Here is a 17,026-nt window from a genome sequence, read left to right on the forward strand (position 1 = left end):
AAAGACTGTCCGGTGTGGCAGTCTTTATTTTATTGGAATTTCTGTCTTGGCAGACCAATCTCATGCGCCTGTGGATAAGGCTTTCTGGAGGTCATACTCACATCTTCTTTAATCTGCCGGTGAATATCATACTGTTTATCTTTATCATACGCATACCTCGGATCAGGGATCATCTGCATTTTTGCCATCTTATGAATGGTGACGGTCGGGAAATGATAATCCACTTCTACAGTTCCCAGCAGCAGATAACATCCGCCACCCTGAAATGGATAGTCATTCAGGCTGTCCGGAAAATGAGCGGTATCAAAATAATCTCCGTTCACATCTGTCCATGTTCCAAAATACATGGTTCCCTTTTTAGTCGGGACATGTTTTCTGGAGATCAGATAGGCCAGCATTTTCACCTGCTTCTTATGGTAGATGACAAGATCTTTTACAAAAACGGACCCTCTGTACCGGGTTTGCAGCAGGTCAAACGGACTGCAGGAAACCGGAAATCCTATGATCTCGATTTCATCAAAAGCATCCTCAAAATGTTCCCGTTTCAGTTGTGGCAGCTTATATTCCTGGACAGGTTCCTCGATCAGCATCAGTCCTCTGTTTTCAGGCTTAAAATTGATCAGCAGCAATCGGGCTTCTACCAAAAGTTCATTCTTCGGTTTTCCTGTAAAACGGAATGCTCCGATAAAAATAAGGGTCTGTATGGTTTCAATACCCACGGGAACACGACGGATAAAATCCTCCAACGATTTATAATTTCCGTTTTTCTCCCTTTCTTCAGCAATTCCGTGGGCTAATCTGGTCTCCAGACCCTGCAGAAGCATAAAACCAAGGTAAATGTCCTTTCCTCTCAATACCGTCTGAAAACCACTGGTATTAACGCAGGGAGTCTGAACAGATGCCCCGGACATTCTGGCCTCATGAATATACACCTCAGTCCGGTAGAATCCCCCCTGATTATTAATAACCGAAACCATGAATTCCAGCGGATAATAGACTTTCAGATAAAGACTCTGATAGCTTTCCACGGCATATGAAGCTGAGTGGGCCTTACAGAAAGAATAACCTGCAAATGACTCGATCTGCCGGTAAACTTCAGCGGAAAGATCTTCCGGGTGTCCCAGGTCCATGCAGGAATTGAAAAAGTTGGTTCTTACTTCCTGAAGTTTAGACAGTGAACGTCCTTTTCCACTCATGGCACGCCGTAAAATATCTCCATCAGCCAGTGACAGCCCGCCAAAATACTGCGCAATTTTGATCACATCTTCCTGATACACCATAATCCCGTAAGTCTCTCCCAGATGTTCTTTAAAAACATCATGGAAATACTCAAACCTGTCCGGATGATTATGCCGGAAAATATATTCACGCATCATTCCGCTTTGCGCTACTCCGGGTCTGATGATGGATGACGCGGCGACCAGTGTTCTGTAATTATCACATTTTAATCTTCTTAAAAGACCACGCATTGCAGGAGATTCGATATAGAAACAGCCTATCGTTTTTCCCTGAGCCAGATGTTCGTTGGCAACAGCTTCATCTTTAGAAATGCTTGTATCCCGGATATCCACGGTAATTCCTCTGGTTTCCTTGATTAATTTTACGGTATCATTAATGGTTCCCAGGCCTCTCTGGGAAAGGATATCAAACTTTTCCAGTCCTATGTCTTCCGCAGTATACATGTCAAACTGTACAATCGGAAATCCTTTCGGGGGCATTTCCAGTGCTGTAAAGTGAGTGATCGGTTCTTCAGAGATCAGGATCCCACAGGCGTGCATGCTCCTTTGGTTAGGGAATTTTTCCAGCAGTTTACCATATTTGGCAACCATATCCACTACCTTATTTCGGTCATAGGTTTCCACGGATTGGGTGGCGAGGTTATCAAGTTCTTCCTTAGGCAGTCCAAAAGCTTTTCCCACTTCCCGGAATATCGATCTGTATTTAAATTCTACATTGGTTCCGCAGAAAGCCACATGATCTTTACCATAGCGGTCAACGATATACTGCAGCATCGCATCCCTCTCCTGCCAGCTCCAGTCGACATCAAAGTCAGGAGGTCTGAGGCGGTTAAGGTTCAGAAAACGTTCAAAATAAAGATCCAGTTCCAAAGGACAGATATCTGTAATTCCCAGGCAGTAGCTTACCATACTGTTGGCTCCGCTTCCCCGCCCTACATGCATAAATCCCATCCTGTTGCTGTATCGCACAATATCCCAGGTGATCAGAAAGTAAGAGGAGAAATTAAGTTCGTCGATCACTTTGAGTTCCTTTTCTACTCTTTTGCCTGCTTCCTCATGCCCCAGACCGTATCGTTTTTTCAGTCCTAAATAAGCAAGTCTGCTCAGGAATTTCAGGTCACTTTCCTTGGATTTTGTAAAATGAAGTTTGTTTCTGACTTTTTTAAAATCAAATTCAAAACTGCAGCTGCTGAAAATATGTTTTGTATTTTGAATGATTTCCTGATATCTCTGAAACGCGTCAAGAATGTTTTTTTCAGCCCTCAGATATTCAGATTTCCTGCATATATCTGTTTCTTCAAGTTTGCTGAGCAGCGTATTGTTATCGATAGCTCTGAGAATTCGGTGAAGGTGGTATTCCTGTTTGGTACTGAAGGTGACAGGCTGAAGAACAACCATTTTGGAGATCATCTTCTGAAGTTCTGGGCGGATAAGAAGCGTAAGTTCCTCTTCCCGGATGCCAATAAACTCGTGGTCTTTCAGTATTTCCGGCATGTTTTCAATCGGATAAATCACGAACACATTCTCAAATTCCGGAGCTGTTTCATGCAAATCCTTACCGTCACAATGATGATCTGTGATCATTTTATTCACTTCTCCTATGCCACTGAACTCTTTGGCCACTGCAATATAGAGAAGCCTGCCCTCTTTCCTGATCTCAACACCGGCAACAGGTTGAATTCCCTGTTCTTCGCATTCCTTTTTAAACTCATAAATACCGGTAACCGTATTGATATCCGTAAGCACGAGTTCCCTGATGCCCAATGAATGCGCCTTGGCAACCAGTTCTTTCACGGATAAAGTTCCGTAACGGAGGCTGTGATAGGAATGACAGTTGAGAAACATAATCTGGGTTTTATTGATTTTTATTTTCCGAAATCGAACCCGGAAGCTCTGCCTACCGCATGGGATCCAAAGCGGTTTTTGAGATCATCCATGGCCTGATAAAGACTCATCTGTTCTTCGGTATCTTCAAAAAGATTCATCTGATGGCTGCCATGAACCAGTCCGGTAAAACGCAATCCTACCAGACGGAGTCTCATTCTTCTGGTATATGCTTTGTTAAACAGGTCCAAAGCAACCCTTGACAAAGTGTGATCCGCAGAAGTATATGCCACTCTGGACTGTTTGGTTTCCGTATCAAAATTAGCATAGCGGATCTTCACGGCCACGGTGGATGTCAGCCATTTTTCTTTTCTAAGCTGATAGGTCAGCTGCTCAACCATTCCGGAGATCAGCCGTCTGAGCTCAGGAATATCCATCGTGTCTGAAGTAAAAGTTCTTTCTGTAGATATTGATTTTCTTTCGGAATAAGGGATCACGGGATTTTCATCGATTCCGTTTGCTTTTTTCCACAGTTCACTACCGTTTTGTCCAATCATCTGCTGAAGAACTAATACCGGCATTTCAGATAAGGTCTGGATGGTGCGGATTCCTACCCGGGAAAGCAGATGAAAGGTTTTGTCTCCTACCATCGGGATTTTTTTTATGGACAGAGGATCCAGAAAAGGTTTGACTTCCTGAAGTTTGATTTCCATTTTTCCGGGTTTGGCTTCTCCCGTTCCGATTTTGGAAACCGTTTTATTCGTAGACAGGGCAAAACTTATCGGAAGTCCTGTTTCTCTGGTGACGGCAGCAGCGATCTCATCGGTCCATTTGTAGCAACCGAAAAACTTATCCATTCCGGAAAGATCCAGATAGAATTCGTCAATACTTGCTTTTTCCATTAAAGGCACCTTTTCCTGGATAATATCGGTTACAGTATGGGAAAGTCTGGAATACATTTCATGATCTCCACGAACGACTTTTGCATCCGGACAAAGCCTGAGTGCCATCCTGATCGGCATGGCAGAACGTACCCCGAAATGACGTGCTTCATAGGAACATGAAGCCACAACGCCCCTGTCTCCACCTCCGATGATCAGGGGGATTCCGTTAAATTTAGAATTGACAAGACGCTCACAGGATACAAAAAATGTATCCAGGTCCATATGTACAATCGCACGTTCCATGATACAAAATTAGATATGTTTTGAATCAAACTTTGTATTTTAAATGATATATTTTGTATCAATATTTATTTTTTGAGGGATCATAGGGGTTTCCCTTCCTTTGAAAAGAAGATCAGAGAAGTTTCAAAAAAATCTGCGAAATCTGTCAGAAATCAATTAATGGAAAATCAAAAAATAACGTTAAAATGATGAGATGAATGATCCTAAGTTTTTTTTGATGAAATTATTTTAAAATAAAGTTCCGGAAGTGTTTAATTTTCAGGATTAACCGTGGAATAGATGAGTTTATTTGATGAATAGGGGAATGTTTTGAATCAAAATTTGTACTTTTGTTGATATATTTTGTATCAATGTCAATTTTTTCAAATAATATCCGTTTTTTGAGAGGCAAGAGAAGCCTTTCCCAACAGGCTGTAGCCACTGAACTGGTGATTTCCCGCGTACGCTATTCCAAATATGAGAACGGAGTATCTGAACCGCCTATCGAGCTGCTTGTCAAAATGTCCAAATATTTTCACGTCAGCATCGACCTGCTGGTCTCTGTAGATATCCGCAAATACCCGATGGAAGAAATGCTGAAACTTCCTGATAACAGAATTGTCCTGCCGGTAGCTGTAGATCACCTTGGAAATGATACCATTGAGATCATTCCTCAAAAAGCATCCATGGGATACCTTGAGGGATACAGTGACATCGGCTACATCGAAAGTCTTCAGAGAATTGCTCTTCCCTTCCTTACGAACGGCAAATATAGGGCTTTTCCTGCAGATGGAGACTCTATGCCACCATTCAGAAACGGTTCGTATATCGTAGGAAAATATGTAGAAGGGATCAGTGAACTGAAACCGGGGAAAACCTATGTCTTCATTACATTAAATGATGGAATTACCTATAAACGTTTTAAAGAAACAAAAGGGAACTCCGTTTGTGTAAGTGCTGATAATTCTTTTTATGAACCTTATGACATTCCGTTTAACGAGATTGTAGAGATCTGGCAGTATGCTTCAGGAATTTTCCCGGAAGACTTTGAACCGGGTGATTATGAAAGCTATAATTTTAAAGAAATGTTCCGCGAACTGAAACAGGATATCAAAGATCTGGACCGTAAAGTTTCAGGGCGCCGGAAGTCTTCATAACGTTAATACATACCATGCAATGGATCAGCTTAGTTTATTTGATTCAGAAGAATTTTTCCGGTTTCCGAAAGAGCTGCTGGAATATACAGATCATTTTTTGCCGGAACATGAAGCTTCTCAGCTGGAGGAGCTTCTGATCCGTACTGCTCCGTGGAAACAGAGAACCCAGAAAATGTATGATAAAATGGTTTTGACGCCCCGATTGACAGCCTGGTACGGAGACGAAAGCAAAACCTACAAACTGGGTGGAAATGATTTTAACGTTAATCCCTGGCTACCGGAACTGTTAGCTTTGAAACAGAAGATAGAGCAATCATCGAGATACCAGTTTAATTCTGTATTGTTGAATTTATACCGTGACGGGAATGATTCGGTTGCCTGGCATCAGGATAAAGACAGTGAACTGGGAACACGTCCGATCATTGCTTCTGTAAGTCTCGGACAGGTCAGGAATTTTGATTTCCGGAAAGCGGATGACCACCGGAATAAATACAGTTTACCACTTCAGCACGGTTCTCTGCTGATCATGAAAGGAGATCTTCAGCTGAATTGGGAACACCGCATTGCCAAGTCTGTACAACCTATGAAATCACGGATCAATCTTACATTCAGACTTGTTCATGAAATATCGTGATTCACCTGATCTTGAAATTATCTATTTTTCCAGCTGAATCCATACCGGCGCATGATCACTGCTTTTTGTCCACCCCCGGACATGACGGTCTACTCCACCCGACTTTAAGCTTGAATGCAGATAAGGACTCAGCAGGATATGATCCAGTCTTATCCCTGCATTTCTGTCATAGGCTTTGTATAAATAATCCCAAAAGGTGTAAACCGTTTCATCGGGATAGAGCGTACGGATAGAATCCAGCCAGCCTTTATTTTGCAGCTCTTTGTAAGCTTTTCTGACTTCTGTTCTGTATAATGCATCATTTTCCCAGCGTTCAGGTTTGTATACATCTATCGGTTCCGGAATCATATTGAAATCGCCGATGAGTATGGCAGGAAGCTCCATTTTGATTAATTCATTCGTTCGCTTTTTTAAACGCTTGATCCAGTCTAGTTTATAGTCAAATTTAGGCCCCGGATAAGGATTTCCATTGGGGATATACATACAGCATACCACCATCTGATCAATAATAGCTTCAATATAACGGCTCTGCAGATCTTCCGGATCTCCGGGCAAACTATCCTGAACTTCAGTAATTTCAAGGTCTTTGGTAAGTATGGCTACCCCATTCCAGCTTTTCTGCCCCTTCCATAGGGCCTGATATCCTGCAGCATTGATTTCTTTCAGGGGAAAACGTTCCTGTGGCGCTTTTAATTCCTGAAGACAGACAATATCAGGACTGGCTTCTTTCAGCCATTGCAGGAGTACCGGAAGACGGCCATTGATCCCGTTCACATTATAGGTTGCTATTTTCATATTTTGAGGTGATTAAAAGACTGGTGATTTCTTTTCAGATGGCAATAATTATTCCATCCCATTGAGGAAAAGCAAGGTATTTTTAATGAATTATTCTTCACTCAGTTAAGAGCCGGATTCATGTTGGCATAGTTTATTCATTAGCTTAAAAAATAAAACATTGTCCCATGTTAAGTAAAAACTTCACCAAAGCAGAATTCATATTGAATAATGAAAATCAATATCAGCTGGAATACAGTAAAGACGAAATCGGCCAGGGATCAAATTTAACCGTTGAAAGGAAAAAGGAAGACGGGGAATTTGAAACCGTACAGGCCATGATCACCAGACTGAATGACCGGGTCTTTATAAAATGGAGCGAACCTTTTGACGGCAGACTTATTTTTGAAAACTAAAAAATATCTTATGAAATACAGCGAAGCCTTAACCTATAAAAAAGAAGCTTTACAAAAAGCGGATGAATCTGTACTGAAAAGCTATCATATTATTATTGTCCCTGCTGATACAGCTGAAAGTGCGAAATATATTGAAGCTTTTTCTAAAAATCCGGATGATTTTAAAGACAACAGCTGCAAAGAATACTGCTCGAATGACGAGTATGAGGTCGTTAGCTTCAATAAGGAGAACGAAAGCTAATCGTCTACGCATTCATATTTTTTAAATTATATAATTTACTGTTGTTCAAAACAACAGTACACCGGATACCACATCAGTACCCGAAACGGCATACTGGTCCTATAATTGCAGGTCATAAACACTAATCACTAAATTATAATTATTATGGCAACTAAAAAAACAGCACAAAAGACGGCGTCGAAAACTGTGACGAAGAAAACAGGGAAAACTCCGGCTAAAAAAGATGCTGCCAAACAGCTGAAAGACTTATTTGAGGATTCACTGAAAGATATTTACTGGGCAGAGAAAGCTCTTGTAAAAGCGCTTCCGAAAATGCATAAAAATGCTACAGATAAAAAACTGAAAACGGCTATTGAAAAGCATTTTAATGAAACTCAGGTTCATGTGAAAAGGCTGGAAGAATGTTTCGCTGCACTCGGAAAAAAGGCTCAGGCTAAAAAATGCGATGCGATGCAGGGACTACTGGATGAAGGAAAAGGCATTATGGAGGAAACCGAGCAGGGAGCTGTAAGAGATGCAGGGATCATTGCTGCTGCTCAAAAAGTTGAACATTACGAAATTGCCACCTATGGTTCATTAGCTGCTTACGCGAAAGTTCTTAATGAAAAAGATTGTCTTAAAAATCTTCTCGCTACTTTGACTGAAGAAAAGAAATGCGATCAGTTGTTAAGTAAAATAGCGGATACTGCGATTAACAGCAAAGCGAAATAATAAAGTAAGAAAGCTTGGAGCTGGAACAGAAAAGTTGTTAAAGTCAGAATGTCAGAATGTAGTTTTACTGTAAAGATTACTTCAACTTCTATAACGACAGTCAGAAATTACATATCCAACAAGTAACTTCCGGCATTTCTCTTCCAGCTTCCTGCCTTTTAATTGTTGAGATTGGAACTCTAATATGTACATAGAAATTATTAATTCAAACGGTCTATTTGTTTGTTGATTTTTATCCAGTTAATACGGTCTGCGACCTGAAGTTCCTTATCAAACTGCTGTTTCCAGTTCTTTCCCAGTTTTTTCTCAAGACTTTTAAAATATATCCCATTGGAACGGTCGTATTTCCTTTGTAGCCTGGTAATACTGTCGGTGACTTCACATCCGGTTTCTATCCGTTCATAACATAAATTCCATTTTTTTACCAGACTGTCGATGCCGCCATAGGCTCCTTCCGGAGGAAGTTCTCCCACCCGGATATCCTTCCAGCAAAGAGGTTCCGTTTTTTGTGTAGTTTTTTTTGCACCATCCGGAGTACAGGAAATGATAGAAAAAGGGATTGCAAATAATATTGCAGGAATACATTTCAAAAAGTTCCCCCGAGTTTTCAATCTTTTTCTATCGTTATTTGTTGTTGATATATTAAATGTTTCCATAACAGAAATTTAGATCGTTGTACATTATTGATCAGCTGATAAAATCCAGCAGGCGCTTTTTTGTAATAACCTGATTTCCCTGGAAAAACTCTTTGTCATCCAATCGTGCCAGTGATGCTGTAGATTGTGCGGAAAGCCAGGTGACAAATAAATCCCGCGTTTCAAAAATTCTCGGAGAATCAAAATCCCCGTCATATACTTCTCCGTATAAAAATTGCTGATCTTCATTTACTTTCATGCCCATTCCACAATAATCCCGATGACCGTAGGCCAGAATCTCACCGGTCTGTAGTTGATCTGCAACAAGATTGGCAAGCCTCTCTCCAAACGGACTGGTGTCCGGATCCGGGGTGTCTGAAAAATGATAATTGCCCATAAGTTCAAATTATTTTTAAATACCAATAAGGTATCTAAGATAAATCATTCAGGGTTGAAATTGATAATTTTAGATAAAAGTTTTTGTGCCTATCCTGTTTTTAAATGATCTTCCAAAACCTGAGTCCTCTGTAGGACTTTAAATACTTTGATAATAGATTTCAGATGTTTATTTTTGTTTAAGTTTAAAACTATGAATTTAAAGCTGCCTCTTTCCTATTACCTGAATCAGGATGTTATTTTTTTGGCCAAAGATCTTTTGGGAAAAGTACTTTTTACAGAAATAAATGGTGAAATAACGGCAGGTATTATTGTCGAAACCGAAGCCTATTTCGGTGTAGTAGATAAAGCTTCCCATGCTTACGGAGGCCGCCGTACGGAACGCACTGAAACGCTATACAGTCAAGGTGGTGTTTCCTATGTTTATTTATGCTATGGAATCCATCATCTCTTTAATGTGGTAACTTCTGTGGATGGCGAGCCGCATGCCGTTTTGGTACGCGCTGTTGAGCCTCTGATTGGGCAGGAAATCATGGAACTCAGAAGAAATATGCCGGCTGATAAAGCTGCTATTTCATCCGGTCCCGGTTCAGCAGCTAAGGCTTTAGGAATCGACCGTTCTTTTAACAAAAAAGATCTGACTGAAAATGAAATCTGGATTGAAGATCATGGGATCAGATATGGTTCCGAAGACATTATTGCAGGACCTCGCATTGGAGTTGCCTATGCACAGGAAGATGCATTGCTGCCTTGGCGGTTTTATGTCAGGGGAAATAAATACGTAAGCAAGCCCAGATCCTAGCTCCTCCTTCCCTTTTTTCCACGAAAAGTGACAGAATGGGCAAATAAATTAACCTATACCTGCGCCGCTTTCAACATCAGATAATGCAAATCCGTATTTTTAATAAAAGCCGGCAAAAGCTCTCTTCCCGGGCCATAAACCGCGACTTCAACATAATCTCCCGAATGATCCATACTGATCCAGCCGACAGAATTATGCTTCTTCTGAATATCTGAATAGGCCTTGAATGGCAGTTTTTTATAGTTGTAAAGTCCGGCTTCCTGCTTTTCCAGCCCTGAATAAAAGCTGAGCAAATGTTTGGCTTCGTCATCGGCAAGGCTTATTGCATTGGTTTCATAGATCCAGTCTTTCATTTTCTGAAGATTAAAATCCGGATGGATAGCATTCAGAATATATTCATTGGTGTATTGATAATTGGAGATGCTGTTAAAGTTTTTCGTGGCATCAGCACCGTAGATGGTTCCCGGATTGGCATTCCCGTGGTCTGTAGTGATAATGACGAGAGTATTTTCATCTTTCTCTGCAAAATCAATGGCTGTTTTTACGGCTTCGTCAAAGGCAAGCTGATCATGAATCAAAGCAGCAATATCATTGGCATGAGCTGCCCAATCTACTTTTCCGCCTTCGATCTGTAATACGAAACCTTCCTTATGATCTTTCATCTGATCAATGGCTGTTTGCGCCATTTCGGCAAGAGACGGCGTAGTCTGAAGTTCGGAAATATGAGCTCTGTCGATGGAATATGGCAAAGCTCCGGAATTGAAGACCCCTAAAATCTTCTTCCCTTTTTCTGTATTTTTAAGATCGGTTTTGTTTTTCAGAACCTGATAACCTTTCTGTTTGTAAAGGGCGTACACATCTTTTTGATCTTTCCTTTTTGAAGGGTTAAAAAATTCATCACCGCCGCCCATCATCACATCAAAACCTATTTCAGCATACATTTCCGCAATTTCACTTTCTGCATTTCTGCTGTCTGAATTCACACAGAAGCCCGCCGGCGTTGCATGGGTAATGGTTACAGTCGTTACACAACCCGTCTTTTTTCCTGCTTTTTTGAATTTTTGCCAGATGGGAAGATATTTTTCACCGTTGGCTCCAACATTCAGGACCCCGTTTTTCACCCGGAATCCGCCACCGAAAGAAGAACTGGCTGCAGCCGAATCCGTCACGACAGAACTGGCTGAAGCCGTATCCATAAGCGCCCGTGAAACTTTATTTTCATGATAGAGATTCATCCAGTTGCCGTTTTTACCCAAGATATTCTGGGAATAAAGATTGGCCATGGCCAAAGTTCCTGAGCTCATTCCGTCACTGACCATGAAAATAATATTCTTTGCCTTTTTCCCGGAATCCGGGATGTTTTTCCCATTATTAGCAAAGAAATCAACCGGGTTTAAAGTAAGAAGGCCTGACAGTAATGCTGAACCTTTTAAAAATTTACGTCTGTCCATGATCATACAATTTCGTAGAGAAAGTTAGAAAACTATTTTATTTATTGAATCAACGTTGCGTTAATTAATTATGAATTTTGAATTAAGGCTGGAAGCTGGAAGAGGGAGGATGGAAGTTATTGTTGAGCGATAATTTTAACAGTTTTCCGGTAATTAGAATCCTGTCCCTTTTAATTTCCTTATATCCAAAATCTAGTGTTTATGATTTTTAAAATTAATAATATGACCTGCAATTAATCCTGCTGCACCTGCATAAATCAAAGGGATATGAACTTCAAAGATAAAATCGGCCAAAACGGAAACAGAGATCAGAACAATGGAAGCCCAGAACAACAGTTTCAGCCATCGGCTGGTCATACGTCTGGTCACTCTGTAAACTACTACGGCACCAATAACAAGGAAAGCCAGATCGATATAAGGATTGTGCGATATTCCCAGGGGAATGATCATTAACAAAGGAAAAGCAATACAATGAATAAGACACAGAACTGCCGCAGAAATTCCAACTGCATCAAGAATTTTCGATTTCATAAACTAAAGGGATTTAAATTTCTTATTGTAATTCTATGGCAAAAGTAGAGATAAAAACTAAATAACGCAACTTTGTTGCAATTAATAATCAAAACAAATTAGCCCTATCCGGTTGAAACACTGCTTTTATCTTGCCATTAGTCTTGTTTGAACCCAATAAAAATGCTAATTTTATTTTCACAAAAGAAAACACCCAATATGCCCACCGAAGCTTCCCATAAGCTGATTCCGATGACGGATTTTGTCATCGAGTATTACTCCAACGAAGGATACGCCGATCTTCAGACCTTGAGCCTGATGAAAAACTATGCCCAATTTCTGAGAAAACCTTTAACGCTTGGAATGTTTGTTCCTGTAGATGCACAAGGAAATGCACTGAAAGAACCGAAAAATTATACCGCATGGAAATCCCTTGAACATAATGACGGGAAAAGAAATAATGCAACCGGATTTGAAGAGAATATTCAATACCAGAAGGCAGAGCAAAACTGTGTGTTTGAGGGCTTTACCGTAGCCTACAACGGATATTCTGTGGTAAGGATTGAAGCTTCCTATAACCCAAGTATTGAACTGTCCTTCAATAAAAGCGATCTGATGTCACCTGCATTTCCGGATGTGGAATCGCTTACTGTTTTCGATACTATTTTCCTGACGGCTAAAGCTTTAAAGACGATCGGGATCAAAAAATAAAACCCTACTCTTTTTCCTTTAGTATTTTTTCCAGTTCCGTGATAAAGCCGGCCTGTGCTATATTGATCCTTTTTTGCGCTTCTGCTGATTCAAACCATTCCCATTGGTCGACTTCCGGAATTTCAATCATTGCAGAGGATCTTGGAGGCCATTCTATTTCTACGGTATTGCTGTAAAGTCCTGAGGTTTCAATGTCTTTTTCTAACGCCCAGGCATAGACTGTTTTCCCGCCTTTCTGCTTAACAGGCTGCAACGGAATGAACTCTCCTTCCACGGATTGACCGGTTTCTTCTTTAAATTCAATAAGTGCACGTTCGAGTGGATCTTCATCGGGTGAGATTTCACCTTTCGGGATAGACCAGGCTCCTTCATCCTTATGCTTCCAAAAAGGACCTCCGGGATGCACCAGAAAGTAATATAAATGATTCTGATCTCTTTTAAACAATAAAATACCCGCACTTGTTTTCATTGTCTTAAAGATACATTATTTTAGAAGAAAAACTACTGATCAGACAGGTTTACCGCTTTTCCTGAATGCGGATGGAGCCGTATTTGTATAGCTTTTAAAGATTTTATTAAAATGACTGGCATCATTAAATCCAAGCTGATCTGCAATTTCATTAATATTATAATTGCTTTGTTTCAGAAGCTTTTCTGCCGCTTTTATTTTATGCTGCATGACATGCTGCTGTACGGAAAATCCAGTCTGCTTTTTAATGTAGATACTGATATAATTGGGTGAAAGCATGAATTCCCGCGCCAAATGCTCAAGCTTCATCTTGTCCGGATTCATTGCATTTACATTGATATAATACAGAATTCTTTCCGCCTGATTCAACCCCTGCGCAATTTGTTCCAAACCACCGCTGTTCATCGTATTCCTGATGAGAATAGTCATCATCGCTGAAAAAAGATCTGCGCACGTTTCTTTATGGTACAGATTTTTGTCCGTGAATTCATGGAGAAGGATTCGGGCAAGCTGCAAAATGTGTTCTCTGTCGGCCTTATTTTTAATCGCTGATTCATACACGAAAGAACGGTCTTCCATCAGCATTTGAACAACCTTGCTCAGTTCTTTTTTCTTATCGGTCTGCAGACTTTCCCAGATATGTTGCTCTGTGAACTTTATATAAATGAATGTGGTTTTGTTTTTTATAGAAAATTCGTGCGCATCACTCGGCCGAAGCAGAAAAACATCCCCTTTTTTATAGGTAAAAGTAACGCCGTTCAGATGATGTATTCCTTTGCCGCTTTCAATAACGATCAGTTCGTAGAAATTATGGTTGTGGTATTCAATGTCCCAAACCTCTTTCTCAATACTGAATACATTAAAAGAACTGAAATTCACAATACGTTTCATGAAACATGGATTTTTACAAATTTAGCATAAATTATTACAATAGAGATTATTCGTTTTTTGAACAATTTTGCGGAATAAACCATTAAAAATGAAATATTTAAAACAATCCGCCTTAGTTATTGCTTCCGCGATATTCATGGTTTCCTGCTTTGATCAAAATAAAAAAGATCGGGCGGAATCATCTGCTAAAACGGAAACAGCTTCTAAAAAACACTGGCCAAACGGTGCTCAGCTCGTTATTTCAGTATCCATGCAGTTTGAAACGGGTGGACAACCCGAAGGGGCAGAAAGTCCGTTCAGCGGAACTCCCCTTCCCAAAGGACAACCCGATCTGCCAGCAGAAAGCTGGTACCGGTACGGAGCCAATGAAGGAATCTACCGCATGCTGGATCTCTGGAAAAAGTATGACATTAAAGTAACTTCCCACGTTGTAGGAACCGCCGCTGAAAAATACCCCGATATTGCAAAAGCGATTGCCGCCGGAGGACATGAAATCGCAGCCCACGGAATTGCCTGGGACAACCAATGGAATAAAAACTATGCTGATGAACTTCGTTTTGTAAAAGATGGCGTAGATGCAGTGGAAAAAATTACCGGACAAAAAGCAGTAGGCTATAATTGTAACTGGCTCCGAAGAAGTCCGAATACCTTAAAAGTCCTGCAGGAACTGGGTTTTCTTTATCACATTGATGACCTAAGCCGTGATGAGCCTTTTATCACCAAAGTAAGTGGAAAAAACTTTGTTGTGATGCCTTACACGCTCCGAAATAATGATATTGTCAATATGGAAGGAAAAAACTGGAGTCCGGATCAGTTTCTTAACCAGCTAAAATTTGAATTTGACCGTTTGTATGAAGAAGGAGCTTCAAAGAGAAGAATGATGAGCATCAGTTTTCACGACAGAATTGGCGGAACACCTGCAATGGTCCATGCAATGGAAGAATTCATTAAATATACCAAGGAAAAGCAAGGCGTTGTTTTTATGCGTAAAGACGATATCGCAAAAATGGTGGTCACTGATCCGCAAACTCCCGTGGACAATAGTGAGGAGAAATATAATAACTAGGAAGGTTTGGGAGTATGAAGATGGAATATTGAGGTTCTGAAAGACGATCATGGTCTGACAGACCTTTGATAGAGATTATTTACGTTTAATCATTTGAAATACAAATATTAAATAATAAGACAAGTAGTGACTTTCGGCTTGTACAAACTTCCCTCTTCCATCTAAAAAAAATGAAACATTATGAATAAAAATATAGCCTATTTCCTGTTGCGTGCATCCATGGGTATAAATCTTTTGGGGCACGGTTTAGCCAGAATCCCTAAACTCTCTGTTTTTGCAGAAGGAATGACGAAAAGTTTTGAAAAAAGCTGGCTGCCACCGCCGCTTGTGCATCTGTTCAGTACAACTCTACCCTTCCTTGAATTTCTGATTGGGGCAATGCTTATCCTTGGTTTTAAGACCCGGATCGCCAATTGTGCAGGAGCCGTGCTCATCATTGCGCTGCTTTTCGGAAGCAGTACCATTGAAAACTGGGAAGCTATGGGAATACAGATGATTTATGCCTTATTCTTCTATATTCTGATCAGCAGACTGGAAGATAACCGCTATGCTTTAGATCGAAAATAAAGGTTTAAATAAAAAGGGGCAGATATTCATTTCTGTCCCTTCCATTTTTTTATTTATTCGGATTTAAAGCACTGTTATTTAGTGATTTAAAGACTTGTTGAAAATATAAAATAACCTGTCTAATTTTAAGTGATAAAACAATATAGGTACCACATTTTAATCTTTTAACCTATAAAGGCATAGAATGTGTATTAAATTAAGCAAATAACATTAAAAATTTAAAGTCATGAGAAATTTATTATGGTTAGTCGCTGTCATTTGTATTGTCGTTTGGCTTCTAGGAATGTTAAACATCGTGCCTGGTATAAGTACCGGATATTTAGTTCACGTTTTATTGGTTATTGCCATTATTGTAGTTCTTTACAATATCATTTCGGGTAAAAAACCACTTTAATCTATTATTGTAATCCTTAAAAATAACAGTAAACGGCAGGAAATAGCTTTTAATCAGATCATTGGAAACTGAAAATTATATCATTACATTTTATAAATTCACAGATTCCCACTTGCTTCTGGTAATTTCATAAATGAAATTGATCTGGGGACTTTCTCCAAAATAGGCTATTTCCTGCTCTGCTGTTTTCTCCCCGCCAATACGGCCTACCGCAATCTGAGAGCGGATGTTATGCGCGCCTACATGAAATCCCACCTTGGAAACAAATTGTAAAATATAACTCATCATCAGCGATTTCACCGAAGGATTGATCCCTGTTCCCCAATAATCTCTTGTGAAAAAAGTATAACCGATGAATATAATGTCTTCCTCTTCATGATAATCATAGAAACGGGTACTTCCGATGATCGTATTGGTCTCTTTATCTATAATTTTAAAAGCTCCCTTGCTTACCATTGCCCCTTCAAAGAACTTGTCAAATTCTTCTTTTTTCCAGCGGTTTTTCTGCGGATGCTGTTCCCATATTTTGGGATCGGAAGCTAAGGCGTACAGCACTTCGAAATCTTCTTTCTTCAAAGGCATAAGACGCACTTTTTCATTTTCTAAAATAGGTTGAATATTGAAATTCATCATATAAATTTTACGGGTTTAACTTGTACAAAATTAAACCAGTATTGGAGGTCACAAATAGTCCATTATGAATAAAATGAATAGACCAATTTAAGACCAATTGCAAAACTTGAGATGCAGATTTTTGCGTCCTAATCTGTTATACCATTATAATCTGCTAAAAAAATTCAAACCATTAAGATTGTGTTAAGCTTTTAAGAATATTAGGTTTTAGCTTCGCTTCAAGACGTATAGCTTATCTTAACTAACCTTACATTCTTCATTGATTTTAATGTTTAAAAAGTGTGAAATGAGAATCTGTTCCTTCAGCTAAATCTGTGAGAATGCATCAATACAAAAATTC

General features: G+C 39.8%; 20 protein-coding genes. 10 read left to right on the top strand and 10 right to left on the bottom strand.

What is annotated here, in order from left to right; genetic code table 11:
- Window positions 1-29: 29 nt before the first annotated feature.
- Window positions 30-3,083, bottom strand: a complete 3,054-nt coding sequence (locus tag LC419_RS13320) for a DNA polymerase III subunit alpha (RefSeq protein WP_223607819.1) — start codon at window positions 3,081-3,083, stop codon at window positions 30-32.
- Window positions 3,084-3,103: 20 nt separating this feature from the next.
- Window positions 3,104-4,249 carry a DNA polymerase IV gene (dinB, locus tag LC419_RS13325; RefSeq protein WP_223607820.1) on the bottom strand — a complete coding sequence of 382 codons (1,146 nt, stop codon included), beginning with the start codon at window positions 4,247-4,249 and terminating at the stop codon, window positions 3,104-3,106.
- A 350-nt stretch (window positions 4,250-4,599) separates the two neighbouring features.
- Here dinB and LC419_RS13330 point away from each other — a divergent pair, with 350 nt between their 5' ends.
- Both LC419_RS13330 and LC419_RS13335 read left to right on the top strand, forming a co-directional pair.
- Window positions 4,600-5,385, top strand: a complete 786-nt coding sequence (locus LC419_RS13330) for a LexA family transcriptional regulator (RefSeq protein ID WP_223607821.1) — start codon at window positions 4,600-4,602, stop codon at window positions 5,383-5,385.
- A gap of 19 nt (window positions 5,386-5,404) precedes the next feature.
- Window positions 5,405-6,019 carry an alpha-ketoglutarate-dependent dioxygenase AlkB gene (locus LC419_RS13335; protein WP_223607822.1) on the top strand — a complete coding sequence of 205 codons (615 nt, stop codon included), beginning with the start codon at window positions 5,405-5,407 and terminating at the stop codon, window positions 6,017-6,019.
- A gap of 21 nt (window positions 6,020-6,040) precedes the next feature.
- Here the strand turns inward: LC419_RS13335 and xth are convergent, their stop codons facing one another.
- Window positions 6,041-6,814 (bottom strand): exodeoxyribonuclease III, encoded by a 774-nt coding sequence (gene xth, locus LC419_RS13340; RefSeq protein ID WP_223607823.1) that lies wholly within the window; start codon window positions 6,812-6,814, stop codon window positions 6,041-6,043.
- Window positions 6,815-6,981: 167 nt separating this feature from the next.
- Here xth and LC419_RS13345 point away from each other — a divergent pair, with 167 nt between their 5' ends.
- The 3 genes from LC419_RS13345 to LC419_RS13355 all read left to right on the top strand — a co-directional run bounded on the left by LC419_RS13345 (window position 6,982) and on the right by LC419_RS13355 (window position 8,161).
- Window positions 6,982-7,209: a glutathione synthase gene (locus LC419_RS13345; RefSeq protein ID WP_223607824.1), complete on the top strand. Its 228-nt coding sequence runs from the start codon at window positions 6,982-6,984 to the stop codon at window positions 7,207-7,209.
- 10 nt (window positions 7,210-7,219) lie between these two features.
- Entirely contained in the window at window positions 7,220-7,450 is a 231-nt protein-coding gene (locus LC419_RS13350) for a hypothetical protein (protein WP_223607825.1), read from the top strand.
- Window positions 7,451-7,594: 144 nt separating this feature from the next.
- Window positions 7,595-8,161 carry a ferritin-like domain-containing protein gene (locus LC419_RS13355; protein ID WP_223607826.1) on the top strand — a complete coding sequence of 189 codons (567 nt, stop codon included), beginning with the start codon at window positions 7,595-7,597 and terminating at the stop codon, window positions 8,159-8,161.
- Window positions 8,162-8,361: 200 nt separating this feature from the next.
- Here LC419_RS13355 and LC419_RS13360 read toward each other — a convergent pair whose 3' ends face one another.
- Window positions 8,362-8,751: a hypothetical protein gene (locus LC419_RS13360; protein WP_223607827.1), complete on the bottom strand. Its 390-nt coding sequence runs from the start codon at window positions 8,749-8,751 to the stop codon at window positions 8,362-8,364.
- Window positions 8,752-8,848: 97 nt separating this feature from the next.
- Window positions 8,849-9,193, bottom strand: a complete 345-nt coding sequence (locus LC419_RS13365; RefSeq protein ID WP_223607828.1) for a hypothetical protein — start codon at window positions 9,191-9,193, stop codon at window positions 8,849-8,851.
- Between the two features lie 192 nt (window positions 9,194-9,385).
- On the opposite strand from LC419_RS13365, the gene LC419_RS13370 reads away from it, so the two are divergent.
- The gene (locus LC419_RS13370) at window positions 9,386-9,994 is read left to right on the top strand and encodes a DNA-3-methyladenine glycosylase (protein WP_223607829.1); all 609 of its coding nucleotides are present in this window, start codon (window positions 9,386-9,388) and stop codon (window positions 9,992-9,994) included.
- Between the two features lie 53 nt (window positions 9,995-10,047).
- Here the strand turns inward: LC419_RS13370 and LC419_RS13375 are convergent, their stop codons facing one another.
- Window positions 10,048-11,445, bottom strand: coding sequence for an alkaline phosphatase (locus LC419_RS13375; RefSeq protein WP_223607830.1), 1,398 nt, complete (start codon window positions 11,443-11,445; stop codon window positions 10,048-10,050).
- Window positions 11,446-11,637: 192 nt separating this feature from the next.
- Window positions 11,638-11,976, bottom strand: a complete 339-nt coding sequence (locus LC419_RS13380) for a MerC domain-containing protein (protein WP_223607831.1) — start codon at window positions 11,974-11,976, stop codon at window positions 11,638-11,640.
- A gap of 162 nt (window positions 11,977-12,138) precedes the next feature.
- Here LC419_RS13380 and LC419_RS13385 point away from each other — a divergent pair, with 162 nt between their 5' ends.
- On the top strand, window positions 12,139-12,666 hold the full coding sequence (locus tag LC419_RS13385) for a hypothetical protein (RefSeq protein WP_223607832.1): 528 nt from the start codon (window positions 12,139-12,141) through the stop codon (window positions 12,664-12,666).
- Window positions 12,667-12,670: 4 nt separating this feature from the next.
- Here LC419_RS13385 and LC419_RS13390 read toward each other — a convergent pair whose 3' ends face one another.
- Window positions 12,671-13,135: an NUDIX domain-containing protein gene (locus tag LC419_RS13390; protein ID WP_223607833.1), complete on the bottom strand. Its 465-nt coding sequence runs from the start codon at window positions 13,133-13,135 to the stop codon at window positions 12,671-12,673.
- 39 nt (window positions 13,136-13,174) lie between these two features.
- Entirely contained in the window at window positions 13,175-14,026 is an 852-nt protein-coding gene (locus tag LC419_RS13395; protein WP_223607834.1) for an AraC family transcriptional regulator, read from the bottom strand.
- 88 nt (window positions 14,027-14,114) lie between these two features.
- On the opposite strand from LC419_RS13395, the gene LC419_RS13400 reads away from it, so the two are divergent.
- The 3 genes from LC419_RS13400 (at window position 14,115) to LC419_RS13410 (ending at window position 16,053) form a co-directional block, all read left to right on the top strand.
- A complete protein-coding gene (locus LC419_RS13400; RefSeq protein WP_223607835.1) occupies window positions 14,115-15,092 on the top strand; it encodes a polysaccharide deacetylase family protein in 978 nt (325 codons plus the stop codon).
- A 180-nt stretch (window positions 15,093-15,272) separates the two neighbouring features.
- Window positions 15,273-15,659 carry a DoxX family protein gene (locus tag LC419_RS13405; RefSeq protein ID WP_223607836.1) on the top strand — a complete coding sequence of 129 codons (387 nt, stop codon included), beginning with the start codon at window positions 15,273-15,275 and terminating at the stop codon, window positions 15,657-15,659.
- Window positions 15,660-15,885: 226 nt separating this feature from the next.
- The gene (locus LC419_RS13410; protein WP_139222110.1) at window positions 15,886-16,053 is read left to right on the top strand and encodes a lmo0937 family membrane protein; all 168 of its coding nucleotides are present in this window, start codon (window positions 15,886-15,888) and stop codon (window positions 16,051-16,053) included.
- A gap of 90 nt (window positions 16,054-16,143) precedes the next feature.
- On the opposite strand, the gene LC419_RS13415 is transcribed toward LC419_RS13410, so the two are convergent.
- Entirely contained in the window at window positions 16,144-16,683 is a 540-nt protein-coding gene (locus LC419_RS13415; RefSeq protein ID WP_223607837.1) for a GNAT family N-acetyltransferase, read from the bottom strand.
- Window positions 16,684-17,026 lie beyond the last annotated feature (343 nt).

Source organism: Chryseobacterium sp. OSA05B, assembly GCF_019970065.1.
Classification (GTDB): domain Bacteria; phylum Bacteroidota; class Bacteroidia; order Flavobacteriales; family Weeksellaceae; genus Chryseobacterium.